Raw genomic sequence first — 21578 nt, 5'->3', positions numbered from 1 at the left:
CGCGCGCCCAAAAATTCAAATAGGCTCCGCGACGCATTGCAGCGGATGCTGTTTGGCTTTCGCGTATTGCTGCACCTGGCTGACCCGGGTGTGCGCAACGTCGCGTGAGTAAACCCCGCAGACGCCGCGCCCTTCATGGTGCACCTGCAGCATGATGCGGGTGGCCTCGTCCTCGTTCTTGTTGAAAAACTTCTGCAGCACCTTGACGACGAATTCCATCGGCGTGTAGTCATCATTGAGCAGGATGACCTGGTACATCGGCGGCGGTTTGGTGCGAGCGCTCTCCTTTTCTACAACGAGGTCGTGATGGGTATCCGTACTTGTGCTCATGGCGGTGACTATTTTATTTAACGCTTGAAAAACCGAGTATCGAACGGGCGTAGTTTTACATGTCGAAATGCGTAGTTTCCATACTTGACGTCCCAAAGAAAAGCGGCGCATTATCGGAGAATTCTAAGCGCTTTCAACTGTTTGTTAGGCACTTGGAAGAGGGGGGGAGACGGCCAGGCCGGGGAGCCCTTCTGTCAACATACGATTCATGAGGCAGTCCGCATGTCCGATACGACCGCAAACCGTGAGCAAGGGGACACCCCACAGGCCTCCACCGCCGATGCGCCCAAAGGCACAACCGGCACCGTGAAATGGTTCAACGACGCGAAAGGATTCGGTTTCATCACGCCAGACGACGGCACTGAAGACGTGTTCGCGCATTTCTCCTCGATCCAGATGAACGGTTTCAAGACCCTCAAAGAGGGCCAAAAGGTGAAGTACGAAGTCATCCAGGGCCCCAAGGGCAAGCAGGCTTTGAACATCACCTCCGCCTGAGCGGTCAGGCGAGTTCATCAGCGTCTTCGAGTACCATACGAAGGCGGGGCGGCTGACGCCCCGCCTTTTTTTCGTCCTCCTTTCGTAGCCATCATGCACACCGATGCTGTCTTGCCGCAAGCCCTACCGTTGCCCCGCCGCGGCCATAACGCCTTGTGCGGCTTCCTTGCCGCTGCTGCGCTCACCCTCGGCATGCTCCCAGCCCTGGCCGCGGCGCAGAAACCGACTGGACCCCAGCCAGTATTGCCCAAAATGCAACTGTCCGCCGGCATCCATGTGATCCAGGCCGAGGTCGCGCGTACCGACGAGGCCCGGGAGCGAGGCCTGATGTTCCGGCAGACCCTGGACGGCAACGAGGGAATGCTGTTCGTCTTCGACCAGCCGGACCAGCAGTGCTTCTGGATGCGCAACACCCCCCTGCCCCTGTCGATCGCCTTCATGGCGGACGACGGTACCGTGGTCAATATCGCCGACATGGCGCCGCAAACCGACGACACCCATTGCTCGCGCAAGGCGGTCCGCTACGCGCTTGAAATGAAGCAAGGCTGGTTTGCGGACCATGGCATCACCGCGGGCAAGAAAATCGAAGGTTTGCCTTAATGTACGGATAAGAATACATAATGGAAAAAGCGAGCCGGGCGCTCGCTTTTTTGCGTCCTAAATAAATGGGATTAATCGACGGCGATAAATGCGGGATAAAGAACAGGTGGGGAAATGCAAGGGGCCCGTCCTTTAACGCCGGTGCGTCCTACACCCGTTCCAGGATCACGGCGATACCCTGCCCCACGCCAATGCACATCGTGCACAGGGCATAGCGGCCGCCGGTGCGCTCCAATTGGTTGATCGCCGTGGTGGCGAGCCGCGCACCGCTGGCGCCGAGGGGATGCCCGAGCGCGATGGCGCCCCCGTTGGGGTTCACCCGCGGGTCGCTATCAGCCAGGCCCAGTTCGCGCAGCACGGCCAGCCCTTGCGCTGCGAAAGCTTCGTTCAGTTCGATCACGTCGATCTGGTCCAGCTTCAGCCCGGTCAAGGCCAGCACCTTGCGCGTGGCCGGCACGGGACCGATGCCCATGATGCGGGGCTGCACACCGGCGGTCGCCATGCCCACGACGCGGGCGCGCGGCTTCAGGCCGTGCTTGCTCAGCGCCGCTTCGCCGGCAAGGAGCAACGCGGCAGCGCCATCGTTGACGCCGGACGCGTTGCCCGCCGTGACGGTGCCGCCATCGCGGACAACGCCCTTGAGACGGGACAGGGCTTCGATGTTGGTATCGCGGGGATGTTCGTCCTTCGCCACGAGGACGGCATCGCCTTTCTTCTGGGGCACCGACACCGGCGTAATCTCGGCGTCGAACAAGCCGCTTGCCTGCGCCTTTACCGCCTTCTGCTGGCTGGCCAGGGCGAAGCGATCCTGGTCCTCACGGCTGATCTTGAACTCCACGGCGACGTTTTCGGCTGTCTCCGGCATGGAGTCGACGCCGTATTGCGCTTTCATCAGCTTGTTGACGAAGCGCCAGCCGATGGTGGTGTCGTAAATCGCCGCGTTACGCGAAAACGCCGTATCGGCTTTACCCATGACGAAAGGTGCGCGGCTCATGCTCTCGACCCCGCCGGCGATCATCAGGCCGGCCTCGCCTGCCCGGATGGCCCGCGCCGCGGTGCCCAGGGCATCGAGCCCCGAGCCGCAGAGGCGGTTCACCGTGGCGCCCGGAACAGCAGATGGAAGCCCGGCCAGCAGCGCCGCCATGCGGGCGACATTTCGATTGTCCTCGCCGGCCTGGTTGGCGCAACCGAAGATGACGTCGTCGATTTCTTCCCAGGCCACGCCGGCGTGGCGCGCCATCAAAGCCTTGATCGGAACGGCCGCCAGGTCATCTGCGCGCACGGACGACAATGCGCCGCCATAACGGCCGAAAGGAGTACGAATCGCGTCACAGATATAGGCTTGATCGGTCATGTCTCGCTCGTAAGAAGTCTGAAGCGAAATGGTAGCTCAGGGCAGTTTCGCCCTAGTCAAGCCCGGCCCCAGGCGTCCACGGCATGGACAGCGTCTACGGTATGGACGGAACGCAAACGGCTAGCTCATGTGGCGGGCCGAGCCGTCCGGCCCGCCTCAACGATGGCCTGGCGCCGGAACCGGCCGGCGGCCTGATGGTAGAAAGGCTGCGGGCAGAACTGCCGCGATACCAGGGAAGCCGACAGCGCAGCCAACAACAGCCAGAAGAGCATGGGTTGACTGCCGGTCATTTCCATCACCACTACGCTGGCAGTGAGCGGCGCCTGCGTCGCGGCCGCCAGGAAAGCCGCCATGGAAATCAATACCAACACCCTTTGGTCGACAGCGCCACCCGTAATTTGCCAGATTTGCTGGCCGATGCCTGCGCCCGTGGTAAGCGCCGGAGTGAAAATCCCGCCCGGTATGCCGGCCCAATACGAGGCCACCGTGGCCGCCAGCTTGGCAAGGCCGAAACCATCGTGCCCCAGGCTGCCGCCGGCGAGCAATTGCGCCGCCGCGCCGTAACCCGTGCCGTAGACGGAGCCGCCCATCGCGAAACCGAGCGCGGCCAACGCCACGCCAAGAATGAATGCGGTCCAAATCGGATGCGCGCGCACCGCTGCACGCCAACTCGCCGGCACCAGCACAGTAGGCCCCTTGCCCAGCAGCCGGCCGAATACGCCACCCAGGATGCCATTGACCAGGCCGCACAGCAGGACCCAGCCGACCATGTCGGCCACCGGCGCACCGCTGAACACGCCGAAATATGGGTTGTTGCCGGCCACGGCGACCACCATGAAGCCGGACGCCAGCACGCCGATCAACACCAGCCGCTCCCAGCGCAGGAGGGTTCCGCGTCCGAGTTCCTCGATGGCGAAGATCACGCCAGCCAAAGGCGCGTTGAAGGCGGCTGCCAAGCCACCCGCAGCCCCGGCCGCGATCAACTCATTGTTATGGAAGCCTTGCAACGGCAGGCGCCGCTTCTTCCAGAACTGGCCCCAGGCCAGCATGACGGCGGCGCCCACTTGCACAGAGGGCCCTTCCCGTCCGATCGAGGCGCCGGCCAGCATGCCCAGGAAGGTCAGGGGAATTTTCCATACCGTCTGGCGTAGCGACACCAGGCTGGACTGTCCTGCCCCCGGCGGCAGCGACAAGGCCCCGATGACCTGCGGAATGCCGCTACCGCTGGCATTGGGTGCAAGGCGCAGCGTCAGCCAGCGGATCAGCGCCAGCCCGAACGGCAAAAGAACGAAGGCGATCCATCCCGTGCGCGCGACCCAGTTCGCATTCAATTCAAGGGCGTAGTCGGCGAGCCGGGTAAAACCCAACGAAACCAGAGACACCAGTGCGGCCCCACCCAGAAGCAGCGCCATCTGCACCGACTTGCGGGACAGCCGCCGCGCCTGGCGCGATTTGCGGCGCAGCGCTCGGCGCAGTTGCGCACGGACGCTGCGTAGGGTGTGGGCTTGGGACATACGAAAGGAGACCCCGGGGGAACAAGGCCGTAACCATACCACCCCATGCCAGCCGGATGGCGTTCAATGCCCATTAAACGCGGTGCTGGACGCGCGACAAAACAAAGGGCCGCGACCCGGAGGTCGCGGCCCCTGCACAGCCGAAAGTCAAATCAGCCGAAATTCTTCGCGGCGAAGTCCCAGTTCACCAGGTTCCAGAAATTCTCCAGGTACTTGGGACGGGCATTCCGATAATCGATGTAGTACGCGTGCTCCCACACATCACAGGTAAGCAAGGGCTTGTCAGCGGTGGTCAGCGGCGTGGCAGCGTTGCTCGTATTGACGATGTCGACCGAACCATCCGCCTTTTTCACCAGCCAGGTCCAGCCCGACCCGAAGTTGCCGGCGGCCGATTTGTTGAAAGCTTCCTTGAACCCGTCGAAGCTACCCCATTTGGCGTTGATTGCGTCGGCCAGTTTGCCGGTGGGCGCGCCGCCGCCTTGTGGCTTGAGCGAATTCCAATAGAACGTGTGGTTCCACACCTGGGCCGCGTTATTGAACACACCACCCGAGGACTTCTTGATGATGTCCTCGAGGGAGGCGTTTTCGAACTCGGTCCCGGGAATGAGATTGTTCAGGTTGGTGACGTAGGTCTGATGGTGCTTGCCATAGTGGAACTCCAGCGTTTCCTTGGAGATGTGCGGAGCCAGAGCGTCCATGGGATAAGGCAATGGGGGAAGCGTGTGCGGCATGTCGAGTTCCTTCTTGGTTGAGAGCACGATCAAGCCGAACATTGTATCGGCACTTTTTGCAGCGGCGCACTTACCCCTGTTGCAACCCGGGATAAGTACGGTGGCGTTCAATCGCTACCCGCACGCGATGTGACGACGGTCACATCGGCATCGCCGCGGCTGAACAGGACCGCCAGGTTCTGGCCTGCCATCAGGCTGCCCGCATCGCGAATAACGCGACCCTGTTCGTCCCGCACCACTGCATAGCCGCGCGCCAACACATGCTGCGGGTCGAAAGCCCGCAAATGGGCGGTCAATGCTTCGAGCCGCGCACGGCGGCTCGCGAGGAGATGGCCGTGGGCCTGTTGCATGCGCCTGACCCGTTCATGCAAGCGATCCGCGGCGCGCGCCACGTCGGGTCCCCGATGCAGCACCTTGGCCAGGAGCAGTTCGATACGTGCGCGCCGCCGCGCCTGTGGTGCGCTCCAGGCATTGAGCAAGCGGTGGCGCAGCGTGGCCAGACGTTCGCGCTGATGGGCCAGACGCTGGCCTGGCGAGGCCAGTTGCCCGGCGGCGCGGTCCAGGCGCTGCGTCAACCGCTCCAGGCGCCGCTCCTGTGCGCGCACCATTGCGCCCGCGAGGCGCATTACCCGGTTGTACAGATCGAGGCGCGGCAGGCAGGCCAGTTCCGCGGCGGCGGTCGGTGTTGGTGCGCGCAGGTCGGCGACGAAATCGACGATGGTGAAGTCGGTTTCATGGCCCACACCGCTGATAATCGGAATCGAGCTGCCGGCGACCGCACGGGCGAGCGCCTCGTCGTTGAAGCTCCACAGGTCTTCGATACTGCCCCCGCCCCGCACCAGCAAGAGGGTATCCACCTCCGCGCGGCGGTTGGCTGCCGCGATGGCGGCGACCAACCGGGTCGCGGCGTCGGCGCCCTGCACCGGCGCGGGATACAGGACGACCGGTACCTGGGGGGCGCGACGCGCCAGAGCCGAAAGAACGTCGCGTAGCGCTGCAGCATGGGGTGAGGTCACCACCCCGATGGCCCGTGGCAGGGGCAAGATGGCCCGCTTGCGCTCAGGCAGGAACAAACCCTCTGCCTCCAGCTTCTGCTTCAGCCGCAAGAAGGCTTCGAACAGGTCGCCCAGACCGGCACGCCGCATGGCCTCCGCCTGGAGTTGGTAGTCCCCCCGCGGCTCATACAGTGAAACACGCGCGCGCACCTCGACCTTGTCGCCGGCACGCGGAACAAATCCGACCGCCGTCGCACGGCTTCGGAACATTACCGTGCGTACCGCGGCCCGGCTGTCCTTCAGTGTGAAATACCAGTGCCCCGAGGCTGCCTGCGTAAAGTTCGACACTTCGCCCCGCACCCAGACCAGGGGAATGCTGTGTTCCAGCACCCGTCCGACCGCCTGATTGAGTTGCCCGACTGTCAGGATTTCGCCCGCCAGCGCGTCGTTTTTGATCTGAAATTCAAGTGTCATAAGGGTTTCCGGGCTAAACCTGTCCACAGGGCGCGAAAATACAGGGCCGGCGGTACTGAAGGAGCGCTTTTTTACACTGCATGCCTTTTCGCTTTAAAACGTCTTCATAAGTACTTGTTTTTAATCGGAAACCCGCTTCCGAGGCCATTTGCACCGATTACCGATGTCCGAGGAAGAGCCCGCGGAAATGCGGGATCGGCACAGGTTCTGCACAGAATTATCCACAAAAATTGTGGATAGCTCAGCGCGCGCCGGGGGCTATTGCCAGGGCTGCCCCGCCGCCGTTACAGTGCGCTGATCCCGCGCCGTCGGCAACCCGCCGGCGGCGCTCCCTCTGGAGTTCCTTCTTGCTGTCCGTCCTCCGTGATGCGGGCTGGCCCATCTGGCCCCTGCTTGCCACCTCCGTGCTGTGCCTGGCCCTGATCCTCGAACGGCTGTTCACCCTGCGCCGTCGCCAGGTCGCGCCGGCCGGCTTGGTGAACCAGGTGCTCGACATGGTGCGCAACCGCCAGGACACTCCTGATGCGATCGCCCGCCTCGAACGCAATTCCCCTTTGGGGCGGGTACTGGCAGAAGTGCTCCGCCAGCGCCAACTGCCGCGCGAAGAACTCCGCAGCGCGGTCGAGGACGTGGGCCGCGCCGTCGCCCATGACCTGAATCGCTACATAGGCGGCATCGGCACCATCGCCGTCGTCGCCCCGTTGCTGGGGCTCTTCGGTACCGTGGTGGGCATGATCGACATCTTCGGCTCGTACTCCCCGGTGGGCGGGGACCCGGCGCAATTGGCGCACGGTATCTCCGTCGCTTTGTACAACACAGGCTTCGGCATACTGATCGCCATTCCCGCGATGATCTTTCATCGCTATCTGCGCGCACGCGTGGACGGATACATGTATCTGATGGAGAACGCGGCGGGTCGGACGGCGCGCATCCTTGCGACGCCGGGACGGCGCAGAGCCGACGAAGACGAGGCGCTCTTCACGCCACGCGCCGCTGCGCTTCAGGATCCGCTGGCATGAATTTCGGCAACCATCGCCGGCACGACGAACTGGAGATCAACCTGATCCCGCTGATCGACGTGCTTCTTGTCATCCTGATCTTCCTGGCCGCGACCACATCCTTCGCTCGTTTCAGCCAGCTCAAGGTCACGCTGCCGCAAGCGGCGGCCGAGCAGCGTGCTGCTGCGCCGATCGAAGTCGCCATCAGCCAGGATGGCCACTACGCCTTGGACGGAAGGCTGCTGGAAGTGTCCGCCACCTCCGATATCGCCGACGCACTGCGACGCGCGGTGGCCGGCAAAGCCGACCCGGTACTGGTCATCAACGCCGACGCCCAGGCCACGCACCAGACGGTGGTCAATGTCATGGAGGCCGCCCGCCTCGCCGGCATCGCGCGGGTGAATTTCGCAACCCAGATCGCGCGGTGAGCCAGACACTACGGTCCCTGCTCCAGACACAATGGCAGCGCGGAGGATGGCTGTCCGACCTGCTAATGCCGCTGTCCGGGCTGGCCGGATGGGTGGTCAAGGCCAAGGAAGCGGCTTATCGCAAGGGCTGGCGGCCGGCCTACCGGGCGCCCGTCCCGGTCATCGTAGTCGGCAACGTCTATGTGGGTGGGACCGGCAAGACGCCCGTCGTCACCGCGATCGTGCAGGCATTGAGCGAGCGAGGCTGGACCCCCGGTGTGGTCAGCCGCGGCTATGGCGTCAAGATCGGTCCCCGCCCACGCGTCGGCCACGGCGACCTGCCGCCCGAGCGGTTTGGCGATGAGCCCGCGCTCATCGGACGCTCGACGGGGGTCCCGATCAGCGTGCACCCAGATCGGCCGAGGGCGGCGCGTTCCCTGCTCGGTGCCTTCCCGCAGATCGATGTCATCGTGTCGGATGATGGGCTACAGCATCTCGCGCTCGCGCGCGACATCGAGATCCTCGTCCAGGACGACCGTGGAATCGGCAATGGCCGCCTGCTGCCCGCCGGCCCGCTGCGCGAACCCGCCACGCGGCTGGCCACGGTGGATGCCATCGTAACCAACGTATCGGGCCCTGTACCGATCGCTGTGCCCGAACCCGGAGCGCCCCGGCGCCTGAACATGTGGATGGAGCCCGGCGCCGCATGGAATCTGCGCGATGGCACTTTGCGAACGCTATGGGAATTGCAGGCAGACTACGCAACGCGGGGGATCGCCGCGGCGGCCGGAATCGGGAATCCCGGCCGCTTTTTCTCGACCTTGCGTGGCGCCGGGGTATCGCCCGACACCACCATGGCCCTGCCCGATCACTACAGCTACGCGCATTCGCCGTTCGCCGAATTGAAAGCGGCGCTCATCCTGGTGACGGCCAAGGACGCGGTCAAATGCAGCGGACTGGGCGATAACCGCTTGTGGGCCGTACCGGTGACGCCGCGCTTCTCGGATCCGGGCTTCTTCGATTGGCTTACCGGGTGCCTGCCGGCACGCGACAAACTCCACTAAAATCCGCGCATGGAATCCCGACTGCTCGACATCCTCGTCTGCCCCATCTGCAAGGGCCCACTGCGATTCGATCGCCAGAACGCTGAACTGGTGTGCAACGCCGATCGGCTCGCCTACCCGGTTCGCGACGGGATCCCCGTCATGCTGGAAAGCGAAGCGCGCCCGCTCGATGGCGAGCGCGGCGCCGACGCCTCGTAGCGCATCGTGGCTTTCGTCGCCATCATCCCCGCGCGTGCCGCTTCCACGCGGCTGCCCGACAAGCCGCTTGCCGACATAGCAGGCAAGCCCATGGTCGTGCGTACCGCTGAACGCGCGGCGCTGTCCGCAGCGACGCGCGTACTGGTCGCGACGGATGACACGCGGGTCGCGCAGGCCGCGCGCAGCCACGGCGTCGAAACGCTGATGACCCGCGCCGACCATGCGACCGGCACGGACCGGCTTGCGGAGGCCGTCGACCTGCTGGACTTGCCGGACGACACCATCGTGGTCAACGTCCAGGGCGACGAGCCGCTGATCGAGCCCGGTCTGGTCGACGCCGTCGCTCACCTCTTGCACACCCGTCCGGACGCCGCCATCGCAACGTGCGCCTCGCCTATTGCCGACGTGCAGTCGCTGTTCAATCCCAACGTCGTCAAGGCGGTGTGCGCAGCGGATGGCCGCGCGCTGTACTTCTCCCGCGCGCCGATTCCGTGGGCCCGCGATGCCTTGGCCGACGGCCAACGGCGGATGGCGCCGGGACTGCCCGCGTGGCACCATGTGGGACTGTACGCATATCGCGCGGGATTTCTGCGTCGCTTTCCGCGATTGCCGCAAGGGATGCTGGAGCGCTATGAGTCGCTCGAGCAGCTGCGTGCACTGGAGCACGGCTACGTCATCCTCGTCCATCAGGTGCAGCACGCCCCCGCGGCGGGCGTCGACACACAGGCGGACCTGGAGCGCGTGCGTGAGGTGTACGCAAATCGGTTATAAGGATCGGTCTGACCCTTCGCCGGGGCGGGGGCTCCGGTCGATGCGGCATAATCGGGCCCATCACAAAAATACATTCAATCAGGAGCTCTTATGCGTCTCATCCTGCTCGGCCCTCCCGGAGCCGGTAAAGGAACCCAGGCCGGTTTCATCACCGAGCATTTCGGCATCCCGCAGATTTCGACCGGCGATATGCTGAGAGCCGCCGTCAAGGCGGGCACTCCGCTGGGGATAGAGGCCAAGAAGGTCATGGACGCGGGCGGCCTGGTTTCCGACCAAATCATCATCGGTCTCGTGCAAGACCGCCTGCGGCAGGCCGATTGCGCGAACGGCTATCTCTTCGACGGGTTTCCGCGCACCATCCCACAGGCTGACGCGCTCAAGGATGCCAGTGTGGAGCTGGACTACGTAGTGGAAATCGAAGTGCCCGAAGAGGACATTATCGAACGCATGAGCGGCCGCCGGGTGCACCCGGCCAGTGGGCGGAGCTACCATGTGCGCTTCAATCCGCCAAAGACGGCCGACAAGGACGACATCACGGGCGAACCCCTGGTACAGCGCGACGACGACCGCGAGGAAACGGTGCGTAACCGCCTGTCTGTGTACCGTCAGCAGACCCGGCCACTGGTCGACTATTACGCGAACTGGGCTCAATCGGACCCGGCCGCGCCGCGCTACCGGAAGATCTCCGGGGTGGGCGCAGTGGACGAAATCCGCCAGCGGCTGTTTGCCGCGCTTCAAAGCTAAGCCGGTCCCAAGCAGGTAGAGCCAGTCATGGAAATCGCAAACAAAGTGTTCATCGTCACCGGCGGTGCGTCGGGACTCGGCGCCGGCACCGCACGCATGCTTGTCGCTCATGGCGGCCGCGTGGTCATCGCGGATGTGCAGGACGAGGCCGGTGGCCGCTTGGCCGCCGAGCTGGGACAACGCTATGTGCACTGTGATGTGACGCAGGAGGCCGATGCAAAAGCCGCCGTGGCCGCGGCCACGGCGAACGGCGCCTTGTTCGGACTGGTGAACTGCGCCGGCGTGGCGCCAGCCGCCCGCATCGTCGGCAAGAATGGCGCGCATCCACTGGATCTTTTCCACAAGGTGGTGTCGATCAACCTGGTCGGCAGCTTCAACATGATGCGGCTTGCGGCCGAAGCCATGAGCGGCAATACGCCCGAACCGACCGGCGAGCGCGGCGTCCTGATCAACACGGCCTCGGTAGCCGCCTTTGACGGGCAAATCGGGCAAGCCGCCTACGCAGCTTCGAAGGCAGGCGTCGCAGGCATGACGCTGCCGATTGCCCGTGACCTCGCGAAGGTCGGTATCCGCTGCATGACCATCGCGCCGGGCATCTTCGGCACGCCCATGATCTTCGGCATGCCCCAGGAAGTGCAGGACTCGCTGGCTGCCAGCATTCCCTTCCCCGCCCGCCTGGGACGCCCGGAAGACTACGCCAAGCTGGTGCACAGCATCATCACCAACGACATGCTCAACGGCGAAACCATCCGGCTGGATGGGGCCATCCGCATGCCGCCCAAATAAGTCCCGGCTCGTCGACGTACCACCATGAGCTTGCTGCGATCGGCCGCTACGGTCAGCAGTTTTACATTGCTGTCCCGCATTGCCGGCCTGATCCGCGACGTGCTGGTGGCGCGCGCCTTCGGCGCCGGGCCCCTTACGGACGCCTTCTGGGTTGCGTTCCGCATCCCCAATCTGTTGCGCAGGCTCTTTGCGGAGGGCGCGTTCGCGCAGGCTTTCGTTCCCATACTGGGCGCCGCGCGCAGCAAGAACGGCGACGCCGAAGTGCGCGTGCTGCTGGACCGGGTCGCACTATTGCTGACGTGCGCCCTCATGCTGGTTACCGCGCTGGGCATCCTGCTGGCCCCTTGGGTAGTGACGGCCATGGCCAGCGGTTTGCGGCGCGAAGCGGGTGAGCAAGCCTTTGATGCAGCGGTATGGATGACGCGGTTGATGTTCCCGTACATCCTTTGCATGTCGCTGGTGGCGTTCGCTTCCGGTGTCCTGAATACATGGCGGCGGTTTGCCGTGCCCGCCTTTACGCCTGTGCTGCTGAATGTGGCGATGATCGCGGCTTGCGTGTGGCTGGCTCCCCGCTACCACCCTCCCATCTACGCCCTGGCAATCGGCGTCGTAGTCGGTGGTGTTCTGCAGTTGGCGATCCAATGGGTCGCACTGGCGCGGCTGGGATTGGTGCCGCGCTACAGCCCGCGCATTCGAGAGGCATGGGCGGATGCGACGGTGCGACGCATCCTCAGGCAGATGCTTCCCGCCATTGTCGGCGTATCGGTCGGGCAGATCTCCCTGCTCATCAACACGAATATCGCCACCTGGCTGCCGCCCGGCAGCGTGACCTGGCTGTCTTATGCGGATCGGCTGATGGAGTTTCCGACGGCCCTGCTGGGCGTCGCGCTGGGTACGGTGCTGCTGCCCGCCCTGTCCGCGGCAAACGCGCGCTCGGACACGGACGGCTACAGCGCCCTGCTCGACTGGGGGCTGCGGCTGACGCTTCTGCTGGGCCTGCCCAGCGCACTGGGCCTGGCACTACTGGCCGACGGGCTGGTTGCCACGCTCTTCCACTATGGCGCCTTCGTCGCCCGCGACGTGATGCAGACCCGGCTGGCCGTCATGGCGTATTCGGCGGGGCTGATCGGATTGCTGTCCGTGAAGATCCTCGCCCCCGGTTTCTATGCGCGGCAGGATATCCGCACGCCCGTCAAAATCGCCATCGTCGCCCTGGTAGTCACGCAATGCCTGAACCTGGTCCTGGTGCCCAAACTGGCCCACGCCGGCCTGGCCTTGGCCATCGCGCTCGGCGCTTGCCTGAACGCGTTGCTGCTGCTGGGCGCGCTGTACAAGCGAGGGGTCTACCGCCCCAGCCCTGGGTGGATACTCTTCGTTTTGAGATTGCTGCCCGCAATGGCGGCCCTGACCGGCGTGCTGCTCTACGCCGACGGGCGGCTGGACTGGATCGCGCTGCAAAAGCACAGCTGGGAGCGGGTCGGGCTACTGGCCGCCGTGCTTGCCGCCAGCGTGGTTGCCTATTTCGGGACCCTGCTGCTCTGCGGCTTCCGCCCGCGCGACTTCACGCGACGCGCCGCACCCGGCGCCGCATAGACTGGCGGTATCGCGGTAGTTCCGGCATGTTGGGGCGGAATGGGGGTGGTGCAACGATCCCGTATGGGTCCCAACCCCCGGCGCCACACGAAGGTATTAGGCTTCCCATCCGGACATATGGTCCGTTGAATCATTTTTTGCTTACCCCACTGGCAAATTGCCCCGATTCTTGATAAAACGCTTTAATATTTACATTTCGACACCCTCACGGCCACGCTGGAACGCCTTTTGGAACAGGACGCCCCCTCGGACAAGTCAACGCCCGTCGCAGACCAGGTCGTCAACTGGCTGCTGCTGCTGCGTTCTGGTCGCGCGTCCCAATCGGACTACGCGGACTTTCTGGCGTGGCGAGCCCAGGATCCCATGCACGAAAGCGCATGGCAGCAACTTACGTCGGCGCTGGGCTCTTCGTTCGGGCGCCTCAGCGACTTCTACCCTATCGGTTTTTCCACCTCCGGGCAGCGTGGCACGGTGGCTGCCACCGCGGCGCCCGCTCCTCCGGTACTCGTACCCAGGCATTTGCGCGTGAACCATGCCCGGCGGCGCGTTGTTATGGCCGCGGGCGGCGTGCTGGCCACCCTGGTGACCGGGGCTGCCGTCAACGAGGTCTACCCCCTGCATAATTTGTTGGCCGACGCAGCGACGGCAACAGGGGAACGACGCCTGTATCAATTGTCCGATGGCAGCCAGATACTGCTGGACGCGCGTTCCCGCGTACGCCTCGACTTCGCCGGCAGCGCCCGTAATGTCCGCCTGATGGAGGGCGCCATCACGGTATCCGTTGCGCGCGACCCGAACCGGCCCTTCATCGTCACCACCGAACAGGGCAGCGTGCGGGCGCTGGGCACGCGATTCATGGTGCGTCAGCAGGCACGCCGCTCCCTCGTGGTCGTGCATGAGCATGAAGTGGAAATCGAAACCCTCGCCAAGGCCCGCGCTGTCGTGGGCGCCGGCATGGGGGCGCGCTTCGACGGCGCGCGCATCGACTCTCCCCGGGCAGAGCTCGTCGCCGATGCGGCCTGGGAAACCGGCTGGATCGCGGTCCGCAATCGTCCCTTGGCTGAAGTCATTGCCGCGCTACGCCCCTATCGCAGCGGGATGCTGCGTCTTTCCATGGCGGCGGGCGGCCTGCTGGTAACCGGCCAATTCCCGCTGGATGACACCGACGCGACGCTCAAGGCCCTGGAGCAATCGGTGCCCGTCGTAATACGCCGCATAACGCCCTGGCTGGTGACGATAGACGTGGTGTCGGCCTGATCCGCCTGATGCTTTCCGCCCGCAATATGCTCGACACAGTCCGGTAAAGCTTGCAATTGGGCTCGGACTTGCTAAAATGTTGAGCTTTGCCGAATTTCTAACTTACTCGCACATGGCCAATACTGCCCAAGCCCGCAAGCGTGCCCGCCAATCGGTGGAACGCAACAAGCACAACTCCAGCCTGCGCTCCATGCTGCGTACCGCTATCAAGCGCGTACGCCAGGCCGTGGAAGCCGGTGACAAGGCGGCCGCTACCGCTGTGCTGCAAAAGACGACCAGCGTGATCGATCGCGTCGCCGACAAGAACATCATCCACAAGAACAAGGCCGCTCGCCACAAGAGCCGCCTGTCGGCCGCGGTCAAGTCGCTGGCCTGAGCTGCCGCATCTGTGCATACGGGGGACGGCTACCTGAGTCCCGCGTGAGTATCCAGCATGCTGCGGGCATGTGCGTTGCCCCGTCGTGCCAGTGGGTGCCGAGGCGGTCCTGCGTCCTCTACTGGGCGGGGATATAAGGAAGCTTCGCCGCCCACGTTCACCCGGCAATGGAAAGGACGCCCTGAGCGTCCTTTTTTCATGCGGTGGCATACGTCGCGACAGGCAGCGTGTCGTGGCGAAATCGCATATCGCCATCCTGTCGCATGGCCCGCCCTGCACGGCAGGCCTGCATGGCAACCCGCATGGCGGACCAACACACCAGGCAGTCCTGCACGACGCAACACGCCCTAGCGAAAGGCGTCGCGCAGGGCGAAGGTCGCCTGCTTGAAGACGCCCAGGTCGGTTCCGACCGCGACGAAGTGCATGCCCATGGCCAGGTAACGCCGCGCGTCATCGGGAACCGGCGCGAGGATGCCCACGGCCTTGCCGTGCGCGGTGGCGCGATCGTATAGATGGCGAATCGCGGCCTGTACATCCGGATGCGCGGGATTGCCGATATGGCCCAAAGCCGCCGCCAGGTCCGAGGGCCCGATGAATATCCCATCGACACCGTCCACTGCGGCGATGTCGTCCACCGCATCGATGCCCCGCGCGCTTTCGATCTGCAGCAGTACGCAGATATTGTCGTTTATGGTCGCCAAATAATCGGGCACCGTCCCGTAGCGGTTGCTTCGCTGCAGCCCGGCCACGCCGCGCATGCCGGCGGGCGGGTAGCGGGTGGCCGCGACAGCTCGCCGGGCCTCTTCGCCGGATTCGATGAACGGGACCAGCAGATTGTAGAAGCCGATATCCAGCAGACGCTTGATCTCCACCGGATCGTTGATGCTGGGCCGGCCCACCGGCGCGGATTCGCTGCCTTGCAGAGCCTGCAGCTGCTGCAGGAACATCGGGACATCATTGGGCGAATGCTCGCCGTCCAGCAGCAGCCAGTCATAACCCGCCAGCCCGGCCAATTCTGCAGTGATATGGCTGGCCATGCTCATCCAGAATCCGATCACCTGCTCGCGCGCGAGAATGCGTTGGCGAAAGCGGTTGGGTAGCGACGAAGTCATCGTATGCAATCCTATGGAGGAAAAGACCCGGACCAGGAAGGTCCGCGTCGGCGGGGTTTATCGAGCAGCACCTTGGACTGGCGCCAGTACGTAGGGCGCCTTGCAGCGCGTGCAAATGTCCCGCAGGCGGGCATCCAGCGCGGCCGGGATTGGAATGCCCTCCCGCTCGCGCCGGGCGCGTTGGGCCGCCTCCGGTTCTCCCGCCACCAGGACCGGGACATCGGGATGGGCGCGCGGCGTTTCGTGCATCGCATCGATCATCTCGTCCAGGTCGGCCTCGAAGGAGCCCGCGTCACGGAAAGCATCCGGGTTCAAGGCCAGGAAGAAATGGCCGATGTTGTCGGGTTCCCCTGGCCGCCGGCGTTTGGCGTGCAGGGCCGCGAATCCGCTCCCGGTGAGCGTGGAGCCGAGGATCTGGGCCATCATGGCCAGCCCGTAGCCCTTGTGGCTGCTCATTGCGGCGGTACCCCCCAGGGGGGTCAGCCCGCCTTCCGGATGCTGGAAGATGTATGCCATGGCCTGCGCCGCATCGGTGACCGGTTTACCGCGTCCGTCCACGGCCCAGCCCGGCGGCAAGGGCTTGCCATGGAAGTCGTACACCTTCACCTTGTTGGCGGCCACGGTCGTCGTGGCCATGTCGAGCACGAACGGCTCGTTGCGGGCGGCAGGGGCGGCAAAGGCGATGGGATTGGTGCCGAGCATGGGCATGGCAGCGCCGGTCGGCACCATGATGATTCCGTTGGCGCTGCTGGTGACCAGTCCGACCACGCCGCGGCGCACGGCGATGCGCGCATACACGCCTGCCGCTCCGAAGTGATGCGAATTGCGCACGGCTACGGCGCCGACGCCGCTCGCCAATGCCTTGTCCACCGCCAGTTGCATCGCTTGCGCCGCAACGGGATAACCCAGCCCGCCCATGCCATCCAGCAAGGCCGACGCCTGCCCATCGCGCACCAGCCGCGGGCGGGCGTCGATCGCCAGGGTGCCCGCGAGGAGTTTTTCCTCGTAGCTGGGCAGCATCGAAATGCCGTGCGAATCGATGCCGAGCAGATCCGTTTCACTCATGAGGCTGGCCGTCACCTCGGCGAGGTCCGGCTGCATGCCCCAGGCCAGCAGAACCCGCGATATCTGTTCCCGCACGCTCTGCGGCGACGCGTTCCAGCTTATTGCCCCTGTGCCTGCCACTGCTGTCTCCTTATCGTTGCTACCGCGACCGGATCCCTGCATTTCTCCTCGTGGCGAGGGATCGGTCCGCCCTCCCCTTCGCGAGCAGGGCGCCGCCGCGCGTCAATCGCGTTCGCGGTCCACCAGCCGATACCGGGCCTGGCCCAGGTGGAACTGCATGGCGGTGCGCGCGCGCTCACCGTCCTGTTCGCGGATCGCCGCCAGTATGCTGGCGTGCTCGTCCATGACGCGTTCCGCGCGCTGCCGCGACCCCGTGCGCGTCAGGTTGAGCGACAGACGCATGAAGCCATGGATGGATTCGTGGATCGTCTCCAGCACACCGGGGAAAAAGTCGTTGCCGCTGGCCTCGGCAATGCTGGCATGGAAGGCCAGGTCGACCTCGGCCGATACCCTGCCGAGCGCCAGTCCTTCCGCGAAGGCCTGGTGTGCATCGACGATTTTCTTGAGCTGTTCGTCGGTGCGCCGCATCGCCGCCAGGCGGGCGGCATCGCCCTCCAGTGCCACGCGCACCTCTTGCGCGCGAAGATAGGCGCCGACGTTCTGCACGTCGCCAAAAGTCTTCAGGCGGGGAGCAGGTTGATGGATGACGAAAGTGCCCAAGCCCTGGTATGCGCTGACCAGGCCATCGGCGCGCAGGCGCAGCAGCGCTTCGCGGACAACGGGGCGCGACACCCCGAACTGCTCGCAGATTTCGTGTTCCGACGGCAGTTTGTCGCCGACATTCAATTGGCCTGACGCGATGCGATCGAAAATCTGGCCGTAGAGCTGGTCGCCAAGCCGCACCCGCTGGCCGCGATCGAGCATGCGAAGGCCTTCGCCGGCAGTGCCTGCGTCGAGCTGCCGCGACGTATCGGCAACCCGCCCGGGGTCGGCGGCTCGCGACAGTGATGGCAGGGATGGCGCCGGGCGGTCGCCAACGCCGGCACTTTCGGGTCCGGCGTCGGGCGCGCGTTGCTTTGAAGACAAATGGCTCTCCTTTCGGTCGAGCGGCAATCGTACGCCATCGACCGCCATGCGGCGGGGCGCGCTGTCAGGCGACCAGCATGTCGCGGTCGCGTTCGAGCAAGGCGCGGGCGACCGGCGCGACCCGTTCACGCTCGGCGGCCGTGAGCCCCGTCATCAGGGGCAGCATGGGCCCCATGTCGGCAATACCGGCCAGGGTCACCGCATCATGCAAGACCCGGATCGGGCTGATCGCGTCCCGGCAGTCTTCCAGCGGGATATAGGCCGCCCGTACCCGCTCGGCCTCCTTGTGCCTGCCCTCCTGCAAGTGCCGCAGCAACTCCATGGAACCCCGCGGTGCCACGCACACCGAGCCCGAGGTGAAACTTTGCAGCCCGAAATCGCGCACATGCACGATGGCGGGCCGCTCCCCGATCCCGCTGACCACCAGCCGCGAGTCGACTTCCTTGAGCAGCGCGGAGAGATAGGGATCTTGCGCTGGCTCCTCGCGCACGACCGCGTACTTGACCGCCACGATGCGGCCCTCCTGGACGAGGCGGGCCAGGGTGTTCGGGGCAATGTAGTCGGACGCCTTGATATACACGACCACCGGACGCGATATGGCGTCGCTGAAGCGCCGGATCCCGTCCGCCAGGCCGGCGTCGGTGAAGGGAAAAGACATCGGCAGCAGCATGGCGGTGGGGAAGGCGCGCGATTTCAATATCATCGCCTGATCCATCAGCTTGCCGTAGTCCGGGCCGGCCGAAGGCAGAACCCAGGTATCCGGGCCCGCGGTTTCGGCGAGGAAATCCACCAGACGCGCGTATTCGCCGACGCCGACGTTATAGAAATTGGCGTTGCCGCCGTACATCACGCTGCGCACGCCGCCCTGCTCCAGGTGGCGCAACAGCGCCCCGTTGGCCTGCGGGTTGAGCGTCAGATCGGCATTGCGGGCCAGCGGCGGTACGGCGATCACGGACCGGCGCAGGTCCTCCACCGTGACGGGCGTGGTTTTCATCGGAGAACTCCTGGTTGGAAGGTGCGCCGCACACCGGTCACAGCGCTGGCTGACCGTGTGCGACGTTGTCGGACAAGGCAGCCCGCGTCTACTGGGAAGTATACTTGGTTGACATATCATGGCTCAATACATATAGTTGTTTTACAAGCACGGCGCCCGATGGCGGGCGGCGACCAAGGCGTGCACGCCGTCCTGCGAGGCGCGCCGTCGATAAAAGCCAGGAGACACCATGACCACATCCATCCGAGCGCTCGCGCTGGCCGCCGGCCTCTTCGCCGGCGGCATCCTCCCTGCTCAGGCGGCCTACCCCGACAAGCCCGTCACGGTCATCGTGCCCTTCGTGCCCGGCGGATCTTCCGACATCACCGCACGCTCGGTCCTGCCCGGCCTGAACAAGATCCTCGGCCAGACCTTCGTGGTCGAAAACAAGCCGGGAGCGAACGGCGCGATCGGCGCCCAGGCGCTGGCCCGCGCGCCGGCGGATGGCTACACCATGATGGTCGGCTCCATCGGCACCTTCTCGATCAACCAGGCGCTGTACAAGGACCTCTCCTACAACCCGAGCAAAGACTTCCGCTACCTGACCATGGCGGTGCGCAACCCGAACGTACTGGTGGCCTCGCCCAACTTCCCCGCCAATTCGGTCGAGGAACTGGTGGCCTATGCCAAGAAGAACCCGGGTGCAGTCTCCTATGCATCCTCGGGCACGGGATCGTCGGATCACCTCTCCGCGGTGCTGTTCCGCCAGAAGACCGATACCACTGGTGTCGATGTGCCTTACCGCGGCGGCGCGGCTGCCATCAGCGACCTGTTGGGCAACCAGGTCAACGTCTCGTTCCAGAACCTGGGCGCCGTGCTGACCCATATCAAGGCCGGCAAGCTGAAAGCCCTGGCCACCACAGGCGATGCGCGCATCCCGGACCTGCCGAATGTCCCGACCATCGGTGAAACGGGCATCAAGGACATGGTGGTCTACTCCTGGCAAGGCTTTGCCGTGCCGGCGGCCACGCCGGCCGACATCGTGGGCAAGCTCTCCGATGCCTTGCGCAAGACGCTGCGCGACCCTGCCGTGGAAAAGACCCTGCAAGGGCTCGGCTTCGAGGTCGTCGCAAGCAGTCCCGACGAATTCACCAAGTTCCAGCAGGGCGAAGTCAAGCGCTGGCAAGACGTCATCAGCAAGGCCAACATCAAGTTGGAGTAGCATTGCGCTGCTGATTTTCCCTGCGAGCGAACCACGACATGACCGCCAAGCAACGCATCATCCAGGTCGGCTCCTATGCCGGCTCTCCCACCGCCAACGACCGCCTGGCGCGGGACTACGACGTCGTCGAGCTATGGAAGTACCCGGATCGCAAAGCGGCGCTGGCCGAGCATGGCACGGGCATCACGGCGCTGGTGACCTCCGCCAGCTTCGGCTGCACCGCGGAAATGATCGAAGCGCTGCCCGACCTCAAGGCCATCTGCAGCTGGGGCGTGGGCTACGAGACCCTGGATATCGCGGCCGCCCAGCGACGCGGCATCCAGGTCAGCAACACGCCGGACGTCCTGACCGACTGCGTGGCCGATCTGGCATGGGGGCTGATGATCGCGGCCGCGCGCCGGATCGCCTATGGCGATCGCTTCGTGCGCAGCGGCGCCTGGGGCCAGGTGCACGGCAGTATCCCGCTGGGCTCCCGGGTCAGCGGGAAGAAGCTCGGGATCGTCGGGCTGGGCCGCATCGGACAGGCCATCGCCAAGCGGGGTACCGGCTTTGACATGGACGTGCGTTACCATAGCCGGCGCCCCCGCGATGATGCGCCCTACCGGTACGAGGCGTCGCTCGTGGACCTGGCGGCATGGGCGGACTTCCTGGTGGTGGCCACCGTGGGCGGTCCCGCGACCTACCATCTGATTTCCCGTGAAGTCCTGGAAGCCCTGGGCCCGAAGGGCACCATTATCAACATCGCGCGCGGGCCGGTCATCGACGAGGCCGCGCTGATCCAGGCACTGCAGGCCGGCAAGGTAGGCAGCGCGGCGCTGGACGTGTTCGAGCACGAACCCAAGGTTCCCGACGAACTGAAGGCCAACGACAACCTCGTACTGCTTCCGCACATCGGCAGTGCCACCTACGAGACGCGCAGCGAAATGGAAAACCTGATGATCGCCAACCTGGAATCTTTCCTGGCAACCGGCAAGGTCATCACGCCGGTCACGGAGTAGCCGATCGGGTCCAATCGATGCCGGGCGTCTTCCCGGCATCGCCTTTTGATGGCTGGCCTGGTGTCCGGCGTATCCCGGCCCCTATCGGCCGCCTCGCATGTCCGCCCCTACAGCGGATGCGCGATTTCGCGCTCCTGGGTCTTCAGGCGATTATCCCGGGCGAAGTCCACCACGAATTTCCACGCCAATGGCTCGAGCTCGCGCAGGCGTTCATCGACCACCACACTGCGTTCGCCGTCGATGATGACAGGCGAACAGTAAGGCGAATAACCCAGATGGCTCGGTGCGCTACCGGGCGGCCGGAATTGCGCCATGACGCCCGCCAGCCGCTCCGCCCAATCGCTGGGGCGAAAGCGTTGACCTTCTTCCGTAACACCGAGAATAACGAGTTGTCGCACGCGGAATACCGTTGGTTTTGCACCCGGGGACGAGCGC

General features: G+C 64.8%; 24 protein-coding genes. 14 read left to right on the top strand and 10 right to left on the bottom strand.

The annotated features are described in order from the left end of the window. Positions 1–15: 15 nt before the first annotated feature. The gene (gene clpS, locus BAU07_RS09875; protein ID WP_066656776.1) at positions 16–330 is read right to left on the bottom strand and encodes an ATP-dependent Clp protease adapter ClpS; all 315 of its coding nucleotides are present in this window, start codon (positions 328–330) and stop codon (positions 16–18) included. A 222-nt stretch (positions 331–552) separates the two neighbouring features. Here clpS and BAU07_RS09870 point away from each other — a divergent pair, with 222 nt between their 5' ends. Beyond that, a complete protein-coding gene (locus BAU07_RS09870) occupies positions 553–825 on the top strand; it encodes a cold-shock protein (RefSeq protein WP_066656774.1) in 273 nt (90 codons plus the stop codon). 93 nt (positions 826–918) lie between these two features. Further along, the gene (locus BAU07_RS09865) at positions 919–1425 is read left to right on the top strand and encodes a DUF192 domain-containing protein (RefSeq protein ID WP_084025548.1); all 507 of its coding nucleotides are present in this window, start codon (positions 919–921) and stop codon (positions 1423–1425) included. 148 nt (positions 1426–1573) lie between these two features. On the opposite strand, the gene pcaF is transcribed toward BAU07_RS09865, so the two are convergent. The 4 genes from pcaF to xseA form a co-directional block, all read right to left on the bottom strand. Further along, complete coding sequence (gene pcaF / locus BAU07_RS09860) at positions 1574–2779, bottom strand: 3-oxoadipyl-CoA thiolase (RefSeq protein WP_066656744.1); 1206 nt, start codon at positions 2777–2779, stop codon at positions 1574–1576. 125 nt (positions 2780–2904) lie between these two features. After that, entirely contained in the window at positions 2905–4293 is a 1389-nt protein-coding gene (locus BAU07_RS09855; protein ID WP_066656726.1) for a chloride channel protein, read from the bottom strand. A gap of 152 nt (positions 4294–4445) precedes the next feature. Further along, positions 4446–5024 carry a superoxide dismutase [Fe] gene (gene sodB / locus BAU07_RS09850; protein WP_066665225.1) on the bottom strand — a complete coding sequence of 193 codons (579 nt, stop codon included), beginning with the start codon at positions 5022–5024 and terminating at the stop codon, positions 4446–4448. 107 nt (positions 5025–5131) lie between these two features. Then, positions 5132–6493 (bottom strand): exodeoxyribonuclease VII large subunit, encoded by a 1362-nt coding sequence (xseA, locus tag BAU07_RS09845; RefSeq protein ID WP_066656725.1) that lies wholly within the window; start codon positions 6491–6493, stop codon positions 5132–5134. Between the two features lie 347 nt (positions 6494–6840). On the opposite strand from xseA, the gene BAU07_RS09840 reads away from it, so the two are divergent. From BAU07_RS09840 to rpsT, 10 genes are all read left to right on the top strand, one after another. After that, positions 6841–7512 carry a MotA/TolQ/ExbB proton channel family protein gene (locus tag BAU07_RS09840; protein ID WP_084025546.1) on the top strand — a complete coding sequence of 224 codons (672 nt, stop codon included), beginning with the start codon at positions 6841–6843 and terminating at the stop codon, positions 7510–7512. Continuing rightward, on the top strand, positions 7509–7919 hold the full coding sequence (locus tag BAU07_RS09835) for an ExbD/TolR family protein (RefSeq protein WP_066656724.1): 411 nt from the start codon (positions 7509–7511) through the stop codon (positions 7917–7919). Before BAU07_RS09840 ends, BAU07_RS09835 begins: the two co-directional genes overlap by 4 nt. A gap of 65 nt (positions 7920–7984) precedes the next feature. Then, entirely contained in the window at positions 7985–8962 is a 978-nt protein-coding gene (lpxK, locus tag BAU07_RS09830) for a tetraacyldisaccharide 4'-kinase (protein WP_232338332.1), read from the top strand. A gap of 9 nt (positions 8963–8971) precedes the next feature. Beyond that, positions 8972–9160, top strand: coding sequence for a Trm112 family protein (locus BAU07_RS09825; RefSeq protein ID WP_066656721.1), 189 nt, complete (start codon positions 8972–8974; stop codon positions 9158–9160). 6 nt (positions 9161–9166) lie between these two features. Continuing rightward, positions 9167–9931: a 3-deoxy-manno-octulosonate cytidylyltransferase gene (kdsB, locus tag BAU07_RS09820; protein WP_066656719.1), complete on the top strand. Its 765-nt coding sequence runs from the start codon at positions 9167–9169 to the stop codon at positions 9929–9931. 90 nt (positions 9932–10021) lie between these two features. Further along, entirely contained in the window at positions 10022–10675 is a 654-nt protein-coding gene (gene adk / locus BAU07_RS09815) for an adenylate kinase (RefSeq protein ID WP_066656715.1), read from the top strand. Between the two features lie 27 nt (positions 10676–10702). Beyond that, on the top strand, positions 10703–11461 hold the full coding sequence (locus BAU07_RS09810; protein ID WP_066656712.1) for a 3-hydroxyacyl-CoA dehydrogenase: 759 nt from the start codon (positions 10703–10705) through the stop codon (positions 11459–11461). Between the two features lie 24 nt (positions 11462–11485). Then, entirely contained in the window at positions 11486–13054 is a 1569-nt protein-coding gene (murJ, locus tag BAU07_RS09805; protein ID WP_066656703.1) for a murein biosynthesis integral membrane protein MurJ, read from the top strand. Positions 13055–13282: 228 nt separating this feature from the next. Beyond that, positions 13283–14311, top strand: a complete 1029-nt coding sequence (locus BAU07_RS09800) for a FecR family protein (RefSeq protein WP_066656696.1) — start codon at positions 13283–13285, stop codon at positions 14309–14311. 112 nt (positions 14312–14423) lie between these two features. Beyond that, a complete protein-coding gene (gene rpsT / locus BAU07_RS09795; protein ID WP_066656693.1) occupies positions 14424–14687 on the top strand; it encodes a 30S ribosomal protein S20 in 264 nt (87 codons plus the stop codon). A gap of 347 nt (positions 14688–15034) precedes the next feature. On the opposite strand, the gene garL is transcribed toward rpsT, so the two are convergent. The 4 genes from garL to BAU07_RS09775 form a co-directional block, all read right to left on the bottom strand. Next, the gene (garL, locus tag BAU07_RS09790; RefSeq protein WP_157122159.1) at positions 15035–15808 is read right to left on the bottom strand and encodes a 2-dehydro-3-deoxyglucarate aldolase; all 774 of its coding nucleotides are present in this window, start codon (positions 15806–15808) and stop codon (positions 15035–15037) included. Positions 15809–15856: 48 nt separating this feature from the next. Continuing rightward, positions 15857–16900, bottom strand: coding sequence for an Ldh family oxidoreductase (locus BAU07_RS09785; RefSeq protein WP_232338331.1), 1044 nt, complete (start codon positions 16898–16900; stop codon positions 15857–15859). 186 nt (positions 16901–17086) lie between these two features. Beyond that, positions 17087–17788 (bottom strand): FadR/GntR family transcriptional regulator, encoded by a 702-nt coding sequence (locus tag BAU07_RS09780; RefSeq protein WP_066665216.1) that lies wholly within the window; start codon positions 17786–17788, stop codon positions 17087–17089. 226 nt (positions 17789–18014) lie between these two features. Beyond that, positions 18015–18944: a dihydrodipicolinate synthase family protein gene (locus BAU07_RS09775; protein WP_066656684.1), complete on the bottom strand. Its 930-nt coding sequence runs from the start codon at positions 18942–18944 to the stop codon at positions 18015–18017. Between the two features lie 229 nt (positions 18945–19173). Between BAU07_RS09775 and BAU07_RS09770 the strand changes: the two genes are divergently transcribed. Continuing rightward, positions 19174–20145: a Bug family tripartite tricarboxylate transporter substrate binding protein gene (locus tag BAU07_RS09770; protein ID WP_066656681.1), complete on the top strand. Its 972-nt coding sequence runs from the start codon at positions 19174–19176 to the stop codon at positions 20143–20145. A 38-nt stretch (positions 20146–20183) separates the two neighbouring features. Continuing rightward, positions 20184–21143: a 2-hydroxyacid dehydrogenase gene (locus BAU07_RS09765; RefSeq protein WP_066656679.1), complete on the top strand. Its 960-nt coding sequence runs from the start codon at positions 20184–20186 to the stop codon at positions 21141–21143. 107 nt (positions 21144–21250) lie between these two features. Here the strand turns inward: BAU07_RS09765 and BAU07_RS09760 are convergent, their stop codons facing one another. Then, positions 21251–21541: a DUF3579 domain-containing protein gene (locus tag BAU07_RS09760; protein WP_066656677.1), complete on the bottom strand. Its 291-nt coding sequence runs from the start codon at positions 21539–21541 to the stop codon at positions 21251–21253. Positions 21542–21578: the final 37 nt, after the last annotated feature.

The sequence above is a fragment of the Bordetella flabilis genome (assembly GCF_001676725.1).
GTDB classification, from domain to species: Bacteria; Pseudomonadota; Gammaproteobacteria; order Burkholderiales; family Burkholderiaceae_B; genus Bordetella_C; species Bordetella_C flabilis.
Note: the sequence above shows the minus strand (reverse complement) of the source record. Positions and strands in the feature narration are given on the sequence as shown.